The organism is Paenibacillus pinihumi DSM 23905 = JCM 16419, assembly GCF_000422505.1.
Classification (GTDB): Bacteria; Bacillota; Bacilli; order Paenibacillales; family Paenibacillaceae; genus Paenibacillus_D; species Paenibacillus_D pinihumi.
In genome coordinates this window covers 210,220-226,171 of the sequence record NZ_KE383869.1, presented here as the reverse complement: position 1 = coordinate 226,171, position 15,952 = coordinate 210,220, and the positions used below count along the sequence as shown (strand labels likewise).

16 protein-coding genes are annotated in these 15,952 nt (G+C 46.0%); 7 read left to right on the top strand and 9 right to left on the bottom strand.

The window, feature by feature from the left end; all coding sequences use genetic code 11:
• The first annotated feature begins 264 nt into the window (after nt 1-264).
• A complete protein-coding gene (locus H583_RS0130105; RefSeq protein WP_028563730.1) occupies nt 265-618 on the top strand; it encodes a hypothetical protein in 354 nt (117 codons plus the stop codon).
• Between the two features lie 148 nt (nt 619-766).
• Here H583_RS0130105 and H583_RS0130095 read toward each other — a convergent pair whose 3' ends face one another.
• Nucleotides 767-1,720, bottom strand: coding sequence for a phosphotransferase enzyme family protein (locus H583_RS0130095; protein WP_028563729.1), 954 nt, complete (start codon nt 1,718-1,720; stop codon nt 767-769).
• Between the two features lie 180 nt (nt 1,721-1,900).
• Between H583_RS0130095 and mraY the strand changes: the two genes are divergently transcribed.
• Nucleotides 1,901-2,854: a phospho-N-acetylmuramoyl-pentapeptide-transferase gene (gene mraY, locus H583_RS0130090; RefSeq protein WP_028563728.1), complete on the top strand. Its 954-nt coding sequence runs from the start codon at nt 1,901-1,903 to the stop codon at nt 2,852-2,854.
• A gap of 8 nt (nt 2,855-2,862) precedes the next feature.
• On the opposite strand, the gene H583_RS0130085 is transcribed toward mraY, so the two are convergent.
• Nucleotides 2,863-3,354 (bottom strand): hypothetical protein, encoded by a 492-nt coding sequence (locus H583_RS0130085; RefSeq protein ID WP_028563727.1) that lies wholly within the window; start codon nt 3,352-3,354, stop codon nt 2,863-2,865.
• A 307-nt stretch (nt 3,355-3,661) separates the two neighbouring features.
• Between H583_RS0130085 and H583_RS0130080 the strand changes: the two genes are divergently transcribed.
• On the top strand, nt 3,662-6,661 hold the full coding sequence (locus H583_RS0130080; RefSeq protein ID WP_245586040.1) for an ATP-binding response regulator: 3,000 nt from the start codon (nt 3,662-3,664) through the stop codon (nt 6,659-6,661).
• A gap of 145 nt (nt 6,662-6,806) precedes the next feature.
• Here H583_RS0130080 and H583_RS0130075 read toward each other — a convergent pair whose 3' ends face one another.
• The 3 genes from H583_RS0130075 to H583_RS34830 are packed head-to-tail and all read right to left on the bottom strand — an operon-like array spanning nt 6,807 to nt 8,918.
• Nucleotides 6,807-8,282 (bottom strand): protein adenylyltransferase SelO, encoded by a 1,476-nt coding sequence (locus H583_RS0130075; protein WP_028563725.1) that lies wholly within the window; start codon nt 8,280-8,282, stop codon nt 6,807-6,809.
• 58 nt (nt 8,283-8,340) lie between these two features.
• Nucleotides 8,341-8,505 (bottom strand): hypothetical protein, encoded by a 165-nt coding sequence (locus tag H583_RS37090; protein WP_161631231.1) that lies wholly within the window; start codon nt 8,503-8,505, stop codon nt 8,341-8,343.
• Nucleotides 8,502-8,918, bottom strand: a complete 417-nt coding sequence (locus H583_RS34830; RefSeq protein ID WP_051237242.1) for a class I SAM-dependent methyltransferase — start codon at nt 8,916-8,918, stop codon at nt 8,502-8,504. The genes H583_RS37090 and H583_RS34830 overlap by 4 nt, the downstream gene beginning before the upstream one ends.
• 354 nt (nt 8,919-9,272) lie before the next feature.
• Between H583_RS34830 and H583_RS0130065 the strand changes: the two genes are divergently transcribed.
• Nucleotides 9,273-10,010, top strand: coding sequence for a glycosyltransferase family 2 protein (locus tag H583_RS0130065; protein WP_028563724.1), 738 nt, complete (start codon nt 9,273-9,275; stop codon nt 10,008-10,010).
• Nucleotides 10,010-10,729 carry a glycosyltransferase family 2 protein gene (locus H583_RS0130060; protein WP_036711518.1) on the top strand — a complete coding sequence of 240 codons (720 nt, stop codon included), beginning with the start codon at nt 10,010-10,012 and terminating at the stop codon, nt 10,727-10,729. Before H583_RS0130065 ends, H583_RS0130060 begins: the two co-directional genes overlap by 1 nt.
• A 153-nt stretch (nt 10,730-10,882) precedes the next feature.
• Here H583_RS0130060 and H583_RS0130055 read toward each other — a convergent pair whose 3' ends face one another.
• From H583_RS0130055 to H583_RS0130045, 3 genes are all read right to left on the bottom strand, one after another.
• Nucleotides 10,883-11,698 (bottom strand): hypothetical protein, encoded by an 816-nt coding sequence (locus H583_RS0130055; protein ID WP_028563722.1) that lies wholly within the window; start codon nt 11,696-11,698, stop codon nt 10,883-10,885.
• An 80-nt stretch (nt 11,699-11,778) separates the two neighbouring features.
• Nucleotides 11,779-12,663, bottom strand: coding sequence for a cell wall hydrolase (locus tag H583_RS0130050; RefSeq protein ID WP_028563721.1), 885 nt, complete (start codon nt 12,661-12,663; stop codon nt 11,779-11,781).
• Nucleotides 12,664-12,692: 29 nt separating this feature from the next.
• The gene (locus tag H583_RS0130045) at nt 12,693-13,190 is read right to left on the bottom strand and encodes a hypothetical protein (protein WP_028563720.1); all 498 of its coding nucleotides are present in this window, start codon (nt 13,188-13,190) and stop codon (nt 12,693-12,695) included.
• Nucleotides 13,191-13,386: 196 nt separating this feature from the next.
• Here H583_RS0130045 and H583_RS0130040 point away from each other — a divergent pair, with 196 nt between their 5' ends.
• Both H583_RS0130040 and H583_RS0130035 read left to right on the top strand, forming a co-directional pair.
• Nucleotides 13,387-13,728, top strand: a complete 342-nt coding sequence (locus tag H583_RS0130040; RefSeq protein WP_036711515.1) for a hypothetical protein — start codon at nt 13,387-13,389, stop codon at nt 13,726-13,728.
• Between the two features lie 95 nt (nt 13,729-13,823).
• Nucleotides 13,824-14,327 carry a GNAT family N-acetyltransferase gene (locus H583_RS0130035; protein ID WP_028563718.1) on the top strand — a complete coding sequence of 168 codons (504 nt, stop codon included), beginning with the start codon at nt 13,824-13,826 and terminating at the stop codon, nt 14,325-14,327.
• Nucleotides 14,328-14,493: 166 nt separating this feature from the next.
• Here the strand turns inward: H583_RS0130035 and H583_RS0130030 are convergent, their stop codons facing one another.
• On the bottom strand, nt 14,494-15,732 hold the full coding sequence (locus H583_RS0130030; RefSeq protein WP_028563717.1) for an ATP-binding protein: 1,239 nt from the start codon (nt 15,730-15,732) through the stop codon (nt 14,494-14,496).
• Nucleotides 15,733-15,952: the final 220 nt, after the last annotated feature.

Here is a 15,952-nt window from a genome sequence, read left to right as displayed (position 1 = left end):
TTTACAATAACTCAGCAAGATCACCGCTTAAAATTGTCTATGTGCACCATAATTTCCCAAGCTCGCATTTTGATCATGAATTATAATCAATAACCCTATAAGGAGGTGGTGAACAGCTAACCCGGCTCATCAAGCTCTTGGTACAAAATGAATAATCGTTCCACTATTGCTATGCCCATTAATACCCCTTCCCATGCCTCATTGCTATCGTTTGGCTGGCGTTTTTTTGCTGATCCATAACCCAATTACAAGGAGGATTTTGTTATGAAAAAATTAAATTTGGCTTTGCTCGTCATGGTGATGCTTTTCACTTTTGCTACCACAGCATTCGCCTCTCAACGGGAATCCAGCGGGACATACACACACTCCGGCGGGGAGCTCCGGGTGCACTATCAATTCAACGATTCACATGTGCACGGTTTCTTGAGGGTGGAAGTGTATCGGGTAACGGCCAGTGGCGAAGCCTTTGTTTCATCTTTCTGGGAAGAAGGAGGCAGACCCGGACACGATATTCATAACGGGTCCTGGAGCTTAGGCACCCAGCCTGCGGGAACCTACAAATATGTGGCTACCGTTCCTAATGCCTGGATGGGACCTGCAATTTGGTTCAATCTTTAATTTGAAGATTCACAATGACAACGGCCCCCTTGGAATCCGAAAAGATTCCAAGGGGGCTTTTCACCGTGAAGCCGGAGGTTGCTGTAAGCCCCGTAATCTCACAGTTATAAATGTCCACAACGGAATATCCGCTGCCGCTTTGGAATGATTATTCACCGTTTAACGCTTGCAGTTCCCTGATCAGATGGTTCACGGAATCCTCCCTGTCCTGCTCGCTTTGTGTATCAAACAGGAGCTGCTCCACGAACTCCCATATATCCTCCAGCCGCCTGCGGGTCTGGTAAAACGCCAATGCTTCTTCATTCATGACGAAGCCGGGATGTACCTTGGTATAGACAGACAAAAACGTCTCGATATAGGGCTGATCCACAAGCGACATGAAGTCCGCTTCCACCGGAGCCAGCTTCAAGCCTTCCCAATCGATTAGAATAAGCCGGTCGTTCTCCAGCATCAGGTTCCAATGGTGAAGATCCGTATGGCACAGCCGCATGGGCAGGCTGCACTTTTGTAATCGGGAGGAAAGCCGCCGCAGGTTGTTGATCTTTTCCTGCACAACCAGTTCGTATGCCGCAACGATTTCTCTTAATCCTTCGGGAAGCTTGTCCACATTCGTTATCCATTCTTGCAGTTCATTCAGAAAAGGCACCTTGTAATTCTCGGTCAGACTCGAAACAGCATGAGGAATCTCACTGCCATAACGATGAAGCTCTGCAATAAGGGCGGCTAACTGCTGAATTTGGTCATTGCCCGGTTTCTTCTCCCCGATCGTCTCCCCTTGAATATACGGATAGAGCAAATAGTATCCCTGCTCATCCTCACACACATAGCCTCCGTTATTTGAAAGTAGTGGTACCGGGATCTTCCCGGCCAGATTCGTATGTGCATTCAGCCATAATGTTATGGGGATATAGGTATTCAGATTGGCTGTAAGCTTCGGGGTGGAAGCCCGCTTTTTATCATAGACTTTGAGAAAATAGGCCCGGTAATCGTCCATTTCAATTTTGTATGCCAAGGAGGCCCAGCCTCCCTGTTGAGAGGCAATCCGGGAAGGACTCAGGTTGTATTGAGCCTCCAACATCGTTTGGATCGGGTTAAGTTCCATTTCCGCCTCCTGAGTATAAGGTATCGCAGCAGGTTTCTGCCGCAACACTGCATATTGCCAACTTACTTCTATTCTAGTAAAATTTCGGACATGCTCTTTTTTTTGGAATTCTGGAATATTTGTCCGCTTCCTAAAAATATAATATATGAAAATGATATTGTCAGAGGGAGAAACTATTTTATGGAGACATCCTTGCTCACGGCTTTAGGAGTTTCATTTGTGATGGTGACACTGCTTACACCATTCCTTATTTGGGGCTTGCGCATATTGAAGCTGACACAGCCGATCCGTATGGAGCTTCCGCCGGACCATCAGGCCAAGCGGGGCACACCGCTTATGGCAGGGCTCATTCTGCTTATTGGCGTGTTCACTTCCGCTTACTTTCATCCTGAGCCGATGGTGCTTTTCCTGGGTGCCACGTTTGTTTTATTTGGTTTGGTTGGATTCCTTGATGATTTTAAGAAAGCGGCCTTTCAGGACCCGGCCGGCATATCCGGGAAGACGAAGCTTGTGTTTCAATTCGCCTTTACCATTGGATTGCTGCTTGTCCTGCTGAACATATTTAATTTGACCTCAGGCATTGCTTTGTTTGCAGGATTTACGCTTGAATTGCCGCTACACGTATATATAGGGATCATGACCCTGTTTATTGTCGGCAATGCCAATGCGATCAATTTTACGGATGGACTGGACGGGCTGCTGATCAATGTCTCGATTCCGACCTTCTTTTTCTTCTTTGCCATCTCAGACCGCATAGAGGTCCAGACCTTCTCGCTGGTGATGATCGGCTGCCTGCTGGGGTTGTTTATTTATAACATTTATCCGGCAAAAGCCTTTATGGGCGATACGGGTTCCATGGCAATCGGCGGCTCCCTTTCCTTTCTGGCGGTTCTTGAGAAGGTCGAAATTCTGATTCCGATCCTGTTCTTCGTCTATCTGGCGGAGCAACTATCGGTCATCCTGCAGGTGTGGTACTTCAGGAAGACGAAGCTGCGGCTGTTCCGCATGGCGCCAATACACTTTCACTTTAGCCTGAAATACGGCTGGAGCGAGAATAAAATTGTAATGGTATTCGGATTTATATCCTGGCTTTGTGCGGGGATCGCCTGGGTATTGTGGAAGTATGTGATGTAGCGGGGGCATCATTTGCTATCGGGAGGCTGCCCGGTGGGTCTTACGAGCCTCCCTCCATCAAAATGTCTGCCATACGTTCTAATCATGTGTTCAATCTCTTGTTCATCCGGAATGCAACCCGTGATTTTCCACGTCAGAAAATACGCCTGTACACCACCGCTATAAAAAACCCACGAAAAAAATCGTTTTGCGAATTTATGAGCCCCATTCGTTCGGAAATGATTCATATCTGTTCCGCTCCTCCACACGGTAACGGTCTGTCCAATTCCGCCCTCCAATTGTCCCGTTAATTCGGCGTAAAGCAATTTTTGATTCCGTATCAGTTGTTTCTTTACAAACTCATTTATGACGCCATTGATCATCAATTTGACAAGACTAAAGTTCTCGCCGCGCGTCACGGAAATGATTGCTTGCTCCGGCAGCTCGATATTTCGGTCTCCCCACGTATATTTGGCTCCATATTTCTGATGCGGATCTGCATGCTTTGTCCACCTCACCATAGCCACACCCCCATGTATCCATATGTATGTGATTCATCCCGCATCAGACCTGTTTGACAGATGATAATATATGACGTATTATTTCCGGTTTTGCTGCAGTCGTGAAAGCGTGGAAATCGCCTTGCCTAAAGGAAAAAGAATGCTCTGTATCGAATTCCCTTGTATGATGCCAATAAAAAAACATGCCGTTTTCAAAAATATAGCAACGATATTACTATTTCTCTTAATTCTCTTTGGCCTGCGGATAGTCTTCCTCCATCATTTCGGAGCGTTCGATCAGGCTCGCATCGTTGGCGGCGTACTGGATATGCGCGGCACCAACATGAAGAATTTGAACTCCATTAAGCTAAATGGCGAGTGGGAATTTTACCCCGGTAAATTACTCTCCCGGCAGGATCAGTCTTGGACTACAGAAGGGCCCCGTCTGATTCAAGTCCCGGGCAATTGGAGCTCATCCATGTCTGACGGGGCGGTCTCATCATTTGGGTATGGCACATACCGGCTGCGTATCCTGATTGATCCGCTTGAGAAGCCTGTCTCCTTTTGGAGCAGAAGCATCGAGACTTCCGCCTCTGTAGAAATTAACGGTCACCAGTCGGCCAATTCAGGGGTTCCGGCAACTACCCATGCTGAATACACTTCCCGGAACGTCCCTTTCACCGCGTCTTATTTCGAAAAGGGTGTAACGGAGCTGGAATTGTTGATTCATGTGGCCAATTTCGATAATCCGTCCAAAGGCGGTATTCTGCGCTCCATCCGTTTTGGCCCTCAGGAGACGGTTGAGTCCTTGCGCTGGTACTCCATGTCCTTTCAGTTGACGACCTTTATTATTTTGCTGCTGCACGGGATATACGGGTGTGTGGCGTATTTATTAAATCCAAAGGAGCGGACGTTGCTTCTCGCGGCGTTGTTTGTGACGGTTACGGGGCTTTCCGTTCTCGTCCGTCATGACAATCTCATGCTGACATGGGTGCATATTGATCATATATGGGCAGTCAAACTGAAGCAACTGCTGCTTATATGGCAGACCTTCTTCATACTGCTCATTTTCAGGAAGTTTTCCCTTGCTTCTGAGAATAACAGGTGGTTCAAAATGTATACGGCCCTTCATGTTGGCTATTCCCTCTTTTTATTGCTTGGGCCAGCACCGCTTGTATATAAGTCTATTGATATTGGACTGGGCAATTTCTTCTATATGTTCCCCTTTGCCTGGTTTCTATACATTATGGGGACCCTGCTCTTCAGAAGGCAGGAGGACAAGGATTTCGTATTCATCCTGTTATCTGTAGCCGGCATTCTCTCCAACATGCTGTGGAGCACTTGGAATTCCGTTGCGGATGTGATCGTGGTCTATTATCCGGTCGATATTATTTCCGCGATTATCGGATTTTCGGCATACTGGTTCAAACAATATTTCCGCAATGCCAGTGAGAACCGGAAGCTGAACGAGCAGTTAAGAGAAGCCGACAGGATGAAGGACCAGTTCCTGGCCAATACGTCACATGAGCTGCGGACACCCTTACATGGCATTATGAATATTGCAGAGGCTGTGGTCACCAAGGAGCGAAACAAACTGGAGGAAAATAGCCTGCACGACATGCGGCTGCTGATCAAAATCAGCCGCCGCATGTCCCATATGCTCGGCGATCTGCTGGATGTGGTCCGGCTTCAGGAACACCGGATTGTGCTCAAGCAGGAGCCTGTGCGATTGCAATCCATCGTACAAGGAATTATGAGCATGCTCAAGTTTATGATTGAAGGCAAGCCCGTCGAACTGAAGAATAAGATCAGGAATTCCGATCTGATCGTAATGGCAGACGAGAAACGGCTGGTGCAAATTCTATATAACCTCGTGCATAATGCCCTGAAATATACAGAGAATGGCACGGTTTCCGTATTTGCCGAGTCCCAGCACGGGAGAGCGACCATTCATGTTTCCGATACAGGGGTAGGCATGGACGAAGAGACGCTTGCCCGGATATTTCTGCCGTATGAGCAAGGGACTTACGGGATGAACGATGGGCGGGGGATCGGGCTGGGCTTGAGCATATGCAAGCAGCTTGTGGAGCTGCATGGCGGCACCTTGTCTGTATTCTCCCAACCGGGCAAAGGCTCTGTTTTCACCTTTGAGCTGCCCTTGGCTGAGGCTCAGCCTTCGGACAGGGTGGACGCAAAGCCTTCAGACTGGCTGGATTACCTGGTGCCTGCGGAAGAGCTCCGCCTGCATACGGAGGCCGTCTTTACTGGTGTCGCGGCAAATGAGTCGGCTGGCGCGGAGGCTGTTCCGCCCTTGCTTCATGAGGAGCCGATCCATATTCTCGCTGTGGATGACGACCCTGTCAATCTGAGTGTGCTTGTCGGCATCCTGTCAGCGGAGCCTTACCATATTACAACTGTGCAATCTGCCTCCGAGGTCTTAAAGCTAATCCAGACAAAGCCATGGGATTTGCTTATTGCGGATGTGATGATGCCCAATATGTCCGGATACGAGCTGACAGAGCGGATACGCGAGGATTACTCCATATCCAAACTTCCTGTCCTGCTGCTCACTGCACGGAGCCAGCCGGAGGACATCTACACCGGATTCTTGTCCGGAGCCAATGATTATGTAACCAAGCCTGTCGACGCAATGGAGCTGAAATACCGGATTCGGGCATTAACGACGCTAAAGCGTTCCATCCATGAACATCAGCGTATCGAGGCAGCTTATTTGCAGGCACAGATCAAGCCGCATTTCCTGTTCAACACCATGAACTCCATTCTTGCACTGAGCACATTGGATATTGACCGGATGCGGGGACAGCTGGAGGCATTTGCTTCCTATTTGCGGATCAGCTTTGACTTTCTGAATACAGGCGAGCTGGTAGAGCTGTCCCATGAGCTGGAGCTGACGAAGGCTTACTTGCATATTGAGAAAGAGCGTTTCCCTAACCGGCTGACCATTGAATGGGATGTCCAGCCCGGAATCAGCCTGCGGATTCCGCCGCTGTCCATTCAGCCTCTAGTCGAGAATGCCCTTAAGCACGGGCTGCTGGGACAATTCAAAGGCGGCATGGTGCAAATCCGGATTGCCCGCACAGACGATGCTACAATCATTGAGGTACGTGATAACGGCAAGGGCATGGAGCAGGAGACAATTGCCCGGATCTTAAGTCCGACAATGGAGGGCAAGGGCGGAATTGGCCTCGCCAATACCAACCGGCGTCTGACTCAGCGCTATGGGAAAGGGCTGCAAATCGACAGCAAGCTGAATGAGGGGACAACCGTGTGGTTTGTTGTGCCGGATGGAGAAAGCAAGAACGAATAACGCATCATATGAAAATAATAATAGTGGTGCGTTCATGTTGAACAGCCTCCGGCGGACAAGTCCGGGGGCTGTTATTGTATTTATTATAGTGTGACCATTCAAATGTCCCTACTGATCCTCACCTTTTGTTGCCGGCATTTCAGTTCTAAGTTCCGCAAAACGTCTGATACGGCATCTTTGAGCTTGGGGGCACTGTGGCATATTCAGCCTGCTCTTCAGAATGTGCATATGGGTTCCGAAGCGCATGAAGCAGTTCTTCCATTACACTGTAATCCGCCTCTTCCACGGCGGCGTCCAGCGCCTCCTCCACACGGTGGTTACGCGGGATTACTGCCGGATTGCTCCGCTTCATCAGTTCCCGGGAGGCTTCCCATGGCTCCTGCTGCCGCTGCAGGCGGGCCTGCCAACGTTCATGCCACTCTATAAATTCGCTGCTGCCATGCAGGCCGGAGCTGTCCTTCCGGTTGAAGGTTAAATCCAGAAATGTATTCGTGTAATCGGCCTGATGCTTTTGCATCGTTGCAAGCAGGCTTTCGATCAGGTCCCCATCCTGCTCCTCCTGATTGAACAAACCAAGCTTCGCCCTCATCCCGTCCAGCCAGTGACCGCGGAACAGATCAGGATATTCCGATATCGCATCCTGGGCAATGTTCACAGCCTCCTCCGGGTTCTCATGAAGGAGCGGTAGCAGTGTCTCCGCAAGCCTTGCGAGGTTCCACCCGGCAATCTGAGGCTGGTTGCCAAAAGCATAGCGGCCGTCTGCATCAATTGAGCTAAACACCGTACCAGGATCATAAGTGTCCATGAACGCACAAGGGCCGTAATCGATCGTCTCCCCGCTAATCGCCATATTATCCGTATTCATGACCCCATGAATAAAACCAACAAGCTGCCACTTTGCGATCAAAGAAGCCTGACGTCTGACAACTTCCCGGAACAATTGAAGATAACGGTCCGCGGAGCCGGCAATGTCCGGGAAATGCCTTTGCAGAACGTAATCCGCCAGCTCCCGGATCTCACCGTGCTTGCCCCAGTTCGCAGCATATTGAAAAGTCCCTACCCGGATATGACTCGCAGCGACGCGGGTCAATATCGCCCCCGGAAGCACGGTCTCCCGCAATATATCCTCGCCAGTTGCCACTACAGCAAGACTGCGTGTCGTCGGTATCCCCAGGCCGTGCATCGCTTCGCTAATGATATACTCACGCAGCATCGGTCCAAGTGCTGCCCGTCCATCGCCGCCGCGGGAATATGGCGTTCTCCCGGAGCCTTTCAGTTGAATATCAAAACGTTCACCGGAAGGTGTAATCTGCTCGCCAAGCAGTAGCGCGCGGCCGTCACCCAATCTGTTAAAATAGCCGAATTGATGTCCGGCATAAGCCTGGGCCAGCGGTTCTGCCCCCTCTGGAACATCGTTTCCTGCCAACACCGCCACACCCTCATCACTTTTCAGCACTTGTGCCTGCAATCCCAGTGTTTTTGCAACTTCCTCATTGAAAATGATCAGCTTCGGCGCACTTACCGGACCTGCATGGAGCTTCGTATAAAATAATTCAGGAAGACGGGAATAGCTGTTATCGAAATGCCATCCCGCTCCCGGAGCTTGTGTATTCTTCACCATTTTTGATCCTCTTCTCTTGTATTGGCTTGAATGTCTCTTCTCACCTAAGTATACCCTTTTATTGGAGAGATGACCTAATGGCCAGAGAAATGGAGTCTACTTTTGAGGTTTGGAGCATTTGATTATCATGGTCGCCGGAAGAAGCGCTGCTTTTGCGGATGGCGGTGTGCTCCCCCCATGCTTCACATTGATGGAGTCCTTCTTCAAAATAGGATTTGGTCATGACAAAAGCCTCGTTCTCATACTTGATCCGGTTGTGCAGCGGATGCTCCCAGCTAAAAATAAATAGGCCTGTGGCAGCCCCGGGTTCGTCTCCATTGGGCCTTGGAAAAGATTGAGGCTTGGCTCATGATCAGCCAGCAATCCTCTTGCCGCGGTAATTTGAGTATCGGATAAATCAAGGCCCCATAGCTCTGCAGCTCCTCTGGATGCCATGTACGCCAGCGAATGCCCGCTCCCGCATCCAATCTCCAATACTTTAAGCCGGGATACATCACCGAACAAATTCAAATCATCTTCCGTCGGCGCAAATGGTCCATACATCGGGAGCGCCGTCCGGCCGAAAAACTTGGGTGCCACCTGGTCCCAGCTCTTCTTGTTGGATGAAAGCAATTCTTCCTGAGTCTGATTTACCAATGGATTTCATCTCCTTTACCAGTTTTAAGATTGCGGCTTTAGCCTTATTCCTGCTAGTGGGGCTGGAGAAGTATTCGGCTGGATTGCCGGACACTGCCGGACATTCAGAATCTGAAAAATCATCTATTTATATTTTAGCAGAAAATGGAACTTTTTGTGATTGGAGACTACCAAATGCGAATGGAATTGGCAGATTATCATAGCGAAACAGATTGGCAGTACACTATTGGACTGAGCTAAAAGCTGCGTCAAGCCTGTGCTTATGCTCTATTTTGTAAATAGCCGTTACCCTTACCTGTTGTGGACATATTGTAGAAGGAGAAGAATCTATCTGTGATTAAGGGGAGCGATATAATGGGAGCCAGCCCGAAGAATTCTGCCAGAAAGCAGGGAGTTTCCATTATTACATGCACAAATCGCCAAGGTTATCTTGACAACCTGTTTCGTAATTACATCCGGCAGGCCCACCCTAAGAAAGAACTCATTATTATTGTGAATCATAACAATATATCTCTTGTACCTTACCAGCGGCTAGCCAAAAAGCTGAAAAACATACATGTCTTCCGCGTTCCGGGGCAATTATCTCTTGGGGCTTGCCTGAATTACGCGGTCGGGAAAGCCAGATACAGCTATATTGCCAAGTTCGATGACGATGATTACTATGCCCCTTATTATTTGACCGAAAGCTTGCAGACATTTCGCAGAACAAAAGCTGATGTCATCGGGAAACGCGCACATTATATGTATTTGCGCGGCTCGAAGACGCTGATCCTCCGGTTTCCCCGGGATGAGTATCGTCCCGCTACCAGGCTTCCCGGCGCAACCCTGGTTATGAAACGAAATGTGTTCAATAAGGTTCGCTTTCCTCATGTAAACGTCGGTGAGGACGATCTTTTTTGCCTCAGAAGCAAGAGAAAGGGATTCAAGGTGTATTCAGCAGGAAAATACAATTTCGCAGCCATTCGCCGAAAAAACTCTTCCAACCATACGTGGATCATCAGCGACCAAAAACTGCTTGCCCATCATCAGAAGGTTCCTTATGTTCACAATTTCAGAAAGTTTGTACAACGCAAGCCAAAGGGTGCTGTGTAATGGTGATTCATGGCCCTAAACTTGACCAGAAGTCCGTCTCGATTATTACCTGTACCAAACGCCGGCCTTGCATGCATACCCTTTTTCAAAACTACAGCAGACAGAATTACAGCCGTAAAGAGCTGATCGTTATCCTGAATAGCAAAAACCTGATGCTAAGTGAGTATAGAAAGGCAGCAAAATGCTATCCGGACGTCAGAGTTTTCAGTGTGCCGGAATATGTATCACTTGGGAACTGTCTGAATTACGGCGTGAAGTTAACAAAATACAGCCTTATTGCCAAATTCGATGACGACGATTATTATGCCCCTAACTATCTGACAGAAAGTGTCCGAAGCTTGTCCAGACACAACGCGGACATTTCCGGAAAAAGGGCCCATTATATGTATCTACAAGGTAAAAAGCTGCTTCTCCACCGCTATTATAATAAGGCGAATCAATATGTCCAACTGGTTCAAGGTGCGACCCTGCTTGTCAAGCTTCACGTATTCCGCAAGGTCCGCTTCCCGAACAGAAACCGGGGAGAATGTGTAAAATTTTGCTCCAACAGCCGGGCCAAAGGCTTTAAAATTTACTCCGGAAGCCCGTACAACTTCGTCGCAATACGCAGGAGAAACTCCCGGGATCATACCTGGATCGTCAGCGACAAGCAGTTGATCTCGCGAAACGTCAAAGTACTGAAAGTGAGGAATATCCGAAAGTATATAAGCCGGAGTTAATTCCTAGCAGTAATTCTCCTGGTTTCTAGAGTTGCACAAACCAAACTTTTTACAGGATGCCGTTCTTTTCATAAAATCACAACTAACCTCCTCGGAGACAGTTATCATCATAATTGTCCCCGTGGTGGTTAGTTGCAAATTTGTAATGAAACTCTACGAATCACAGGTGAACTGCAGCACTGCATCTCCTGTATCCCGCTCATACATAAACCTTGCAAGATCATTCGGATCAAGCGATTCGACAGCTTCGATTTCAAATCCTTTTGCGCCACCTGCTTTAATAGTCGCATCCTTTTCCACAAATCCTACCGGTGTGTAAGATACAACCCCATCATTACGGACAATCCACGCGGAAGCTCCATCTTCATATTCATAAAAGTCTGCAAGGTATACACGGGCACCCTTCCATTTTTCACTTTCAGTACCCTTAGCGAAATCCTCGCAAAGTACAAATCTTAAATATTCCTCCGCGGCAACAATCATTTTTTCTTTACGGGGAGAACTCCCATAGTTTGGTTTGTGTGGCTCTTCTACAAGAACTGAAAAATTGGAAACCACCCTATATTTCCCTTGTGGCCAACCTGGTTCATCTTTAGCCACACGACCGTCCCCATAAACGATACCATCTTTAATTTTCAGGAGTATCAACCATTCCCCAATATTGGTTTCTATGTACAACTCCTTCTCCGGCATATCATCATACTTTCTTACTTTAAAATCAATTATCTGATTTATGTAAGGCTCGAAGCTTTTCTCACTTACCGTCCCGGTGATACGGATAGGATTAACCCACAGCTGATAATTTATATATTCTTTAGTAGCGCTTTTTATATTTTCATGTGAAAAGCCTTCTGGCAGCAGGACATGATTATTATCATTTTTCCCTCTAAAACTATCAATTGAAGAACAAGAAGCAAGTATCAAGATATTACTAATCAATAGAAATAAAATTAGTGCTCTATTTTTCACTTCATACACTCCTGGTTTTTGATTTACACTAAGAGATAGTGCAGCAGAGTACTGTTTCCCTGCTGCACTAAAATTCGATACTAATTATCTAAGTTAAAAAAGATATTATGTCTCAGTCTTTTGGCAGAGTTGTCCAGATTGGAGTGGCTCAATATAGCGTCCTTCTTTGAAGGATTTTGAAATGATGTTGTTGTATCAAAAACAATAACTACATTTTTTATATTAATATAATTACTCCCCATTTTATATCTTAAACCAGTACCTGATGGGGTCTTATCCTGACTAATAGTACCCGATAAGAAATAAGGTAACCCAACAAAGAATAATTGGTTTGAAATTCCTGGTGCTTTTGGTATTAAGCTGTTGTAATCAGAAGTGCTTGACGTGTACATAAGCGTACAAGCAGACCATACAGCAGTATTCCATTGGTTAGAACTAGTGTTAGGGACCCGGGCATTTTCTGTACCATTTTCTCCTCCTGTTATTGGCTCAAATGCTCCTGACTTGGTGGCTACGCCCTTATACGTACTCCCCCCAAACTCAGACGAATTTGCGTTTTTACGATTAATAAGCACCCATGCCACAGCATACTGATCTCCTGCATTAAAAGTATTCTCACCATATAGTAAGCGGGACAATAACTCAATATCTGATAGATTATTATACCAAGATGAACTGTACGTAATAGGCTTGCCAAAATTATTATCATTCAAGCGTGTAGTTTGACAATTTTGAATCTGCATTATTAATTGAACATCTGCAAAAGGTGTAATAACAGATTCTTTATTTTTTAAAACATCATTTAAGGAAGGTGGCTGCAGCTTAACTGCACCTTTTAAAAATTCATTTTTATTTGAATCATAGTACCGGGAGCCCGTATAGTACCAACCAGTTTCTTCATCATAATAAAAAGAATGTAACCGTATCAGATTGATAGTTCCGATAAATGATTCGTCCGTGCCCATATCAACCCAATTACCCTCTTGATCTTGACCTAAATGGAGTTTGCTTTCCCATCAATCTCATACTCATATTTTGCAATAATAGATTGGTTAGAATCTTTAATCGCTACAATATTAAGATCATAGTCTTTCTCATAGTAATATGCCGAGTTGTCTAGCGTAAAGCCTGCTATAGACTCTAATTCATCGTAAATATATGAAATTTTATAATTACCTCTAAGTTCAGAAATAAGCTTGGATTCATTATAGGTGTAAGTGATTACACTATCTCCTATAGTTTTTGAAATTCTATTATTATTTTCATTATATGAATAGAGCACGTCCACATTATTTGAAGTTGCATGGGATAAAGACTCTTTCCCTGTAGATACATCCCATGTTAAATTATATGCTTCTCGCTGACTGTTGATTTGAAAGTTTTGACCCGTTGAGCTAAATTCAGAAGCATCTGCTTGCACAGGGAGAATATTAAATGAACTTAATACTACAGCAATTGCTAGAGAAACTTTTAATTTTTTGAAATTTAACATAACTTTCGCCTCCTATTTACTCTGTTTATAGAATGTCTTCTATTGATTCTGATTTTCAGTTGTTATCGCCCCCTTTGCTAACATCATAAATTCTTCGGATTTGATTTTAACATAAATACCAAAAATATCAATTAAAACTTTTATTTAGAAACTATTTAATCCTGTGACCCATTTGACCCGCGAAATGGCCAAGGTTATGTATAGCATCGATCCAGTTGCTTTGCCTAAGCCGCCTGAGCGCATCGCATGTACACATGGTGAATCTCTCACTGGCATCTACTCCATAAATGACGGGACAACAACCTTGGAAATTTCCATTAATCATGAGGAGCTTTATTTAACTGTATCCAAAATGTACGGAGTGCCTTATAAATTCAAGCTCTTGCCTGTCAGCCATGAAGCTGGGCGCACCACATGCATTACGGAAATGATTCATGAACAGCTTGTCTTTCATTATGTATCGTCCGGTGAAGCCGAATGCTTGGAGTATACCGATTATTATGGAGTCAAGCATATTGGTTCCAGGGTCAGATTGTAATACAAGCATCAGAAGTTGGCTGTCCCGCCCACATTTTCTTTCCTCCCGTTGTATCGGTATAATAATTACCACAACCCTAACAACCGGAGGAAATTATGATTCGAGAAGGCCGTACAGAAGACTTACCCTCCATACAGGAGCTCATTCATCAAACCATAGATATGATGCACGCGGAAGGAAGCGACCAGTGGGATGCATCTTACCCGCAAATGGAGCAATTTGAACAAGACATTGAGCATCACTCCCTATTTGTGAAAGAAACGGACGAAGGTGTCCAGGCTTGCATCACAGTCGATCAGGAAATGGCTCCGCAATATCTGGATATCCCTTGGACGAGTCCGGACGAGCCTGCTATGACCTTCCATCGGCTCGCTGTAAGCCCCCATGCACGTCAGGGCGGTCTGGCCAAAGAACTGATCCGGTTCGGTGAGAATCTTGCCGCGGCACGGGGAATTCGTTGGATACGTATCGATACCTATTCATTGAACGATAAAGCTCAGGCTCTCTTCAACCGATTGGGCTATGCGAAAAAAGGAGAAATGACCTATCACGGCAAAGCCAAGCCCTTTTACTGCTACGAAAAGGATTTGCAGGGGTAGCTCGCCCGCCGCTATTGCGGATGGTATAAGAGTCCCCCGTGAAAAGGATTGCCGATAGAAATCCATAAGACAGCATATAAAAAAGCTAAAATCCCGGCTCAGGGATTTTAGCTTTTTTATAGTGAAACAACTGTTATTTTCAGATGATTTCCATTCAACCTTCCATTTAAGCAGGAATCGTAATCAAAAACGTCGTCCCTTTTCCCTTCTCACTTTGAACGTCAATGCTTCCTTTGACCTTTTGAATTGCACTATAAACCATGAACATGCCCAAGCCTGTTCCTTCCTTCTTGGTGGAGTAGTAAGGCTGGCCCAGACAAGCAATCTCGTCCTTCGTCATCCCGATTCCCGTATCCCGCACGAGGATGATAATATTTTGCTTGTTCTCCCAAACCTCAATATCCAGAATGCCCCCACCCTTTTCCTTCATCGCCTCAACCGCATTTTTGAATAAATTAATGAAGCATTGCTGTATTTCATTGCGGTCATAGTCTTTACTCAAGGTATTGTTAAAGCTAAAATGAATCTCCACCTTATGCGTTGAAGCATATGGCATGATAATATTTTTGGTATACTCCAGCTCCGCACTCATATTTGAATATATCATGGTTTCCGACTGCGGCTTGGCGAACGAAAGATAATCATTTACAATCTTCTCCGCCCGGTTCAGCTCTTGCAAAGATAAATCAACGTACCCCTTCTCCTCTGAAGAAAGGGACTTGGACTTATTCAGCAGTTGGAGAAAGCCGCTGATGACCGTTAGCGGATTCTTTATCTCATGGGACACACTTGCCGCCAACTCACTCACTACATTCAATCGTTCCGACTGCATGATCCGTTCACGATTTTTAATATTGGCAAGTATGCGTTCAATGAGAATCATTATGACACATGTTACCCCCGCATAAGTCGTTAATGCATTCATTGTAAGAATCCAGAATTCGCGATCGACCTCCACCTCAATGATGCTTAACGTGATCAGATAGCATCCTATTGTCAGAAAAGCGATGGCAGCTGCCGATATAATCCGCCCTTTAGCATTGAGCTGAATAAATCTCCGGCTATATAGCGGTACCAGAAGCAGAACCGCTGTTGAAAAGATTAGGGAGCTAATCGTTCCGTCCCCGCCTACCATGAACCGGTGAATGTTCAGGACGATATACAGTGGCAGCACATGCTTATATCCGCCAAACAACGCCACGATAATGAACGGAATGTATCTTAAATCAAATATGAATCCGATATCCAGTTGAATCGGCTTGGCAATACAGAGGCTCATCGTCACAGCCGACAGCAAAACGAGAATTTTTCGGTTATAGGAATGGGCTTTATGTTCAAAAAAGATAAGAAAGGTAACTACGGGAAGCAGCAAAAACAAGAAATTTAACAACAACGTCTCAAACAAAGGGATGACTTCCTCTCGGCCAACAAAAATAGATTGCTTACATTATAAAACATTACATGGCTTAATGGTTATAAATTAAGTTAAACCTGTTAAGCGAATCCTTAATGAATTCATAGCTGAGAGGAATAGCTGATCCGATTGATTCACTCCAATTTCAGACCTTTACCGTCAAAGAGCCGATCTTCTCCCCTCCCTTCGGAGCAGACTTGCTGGAATAAAA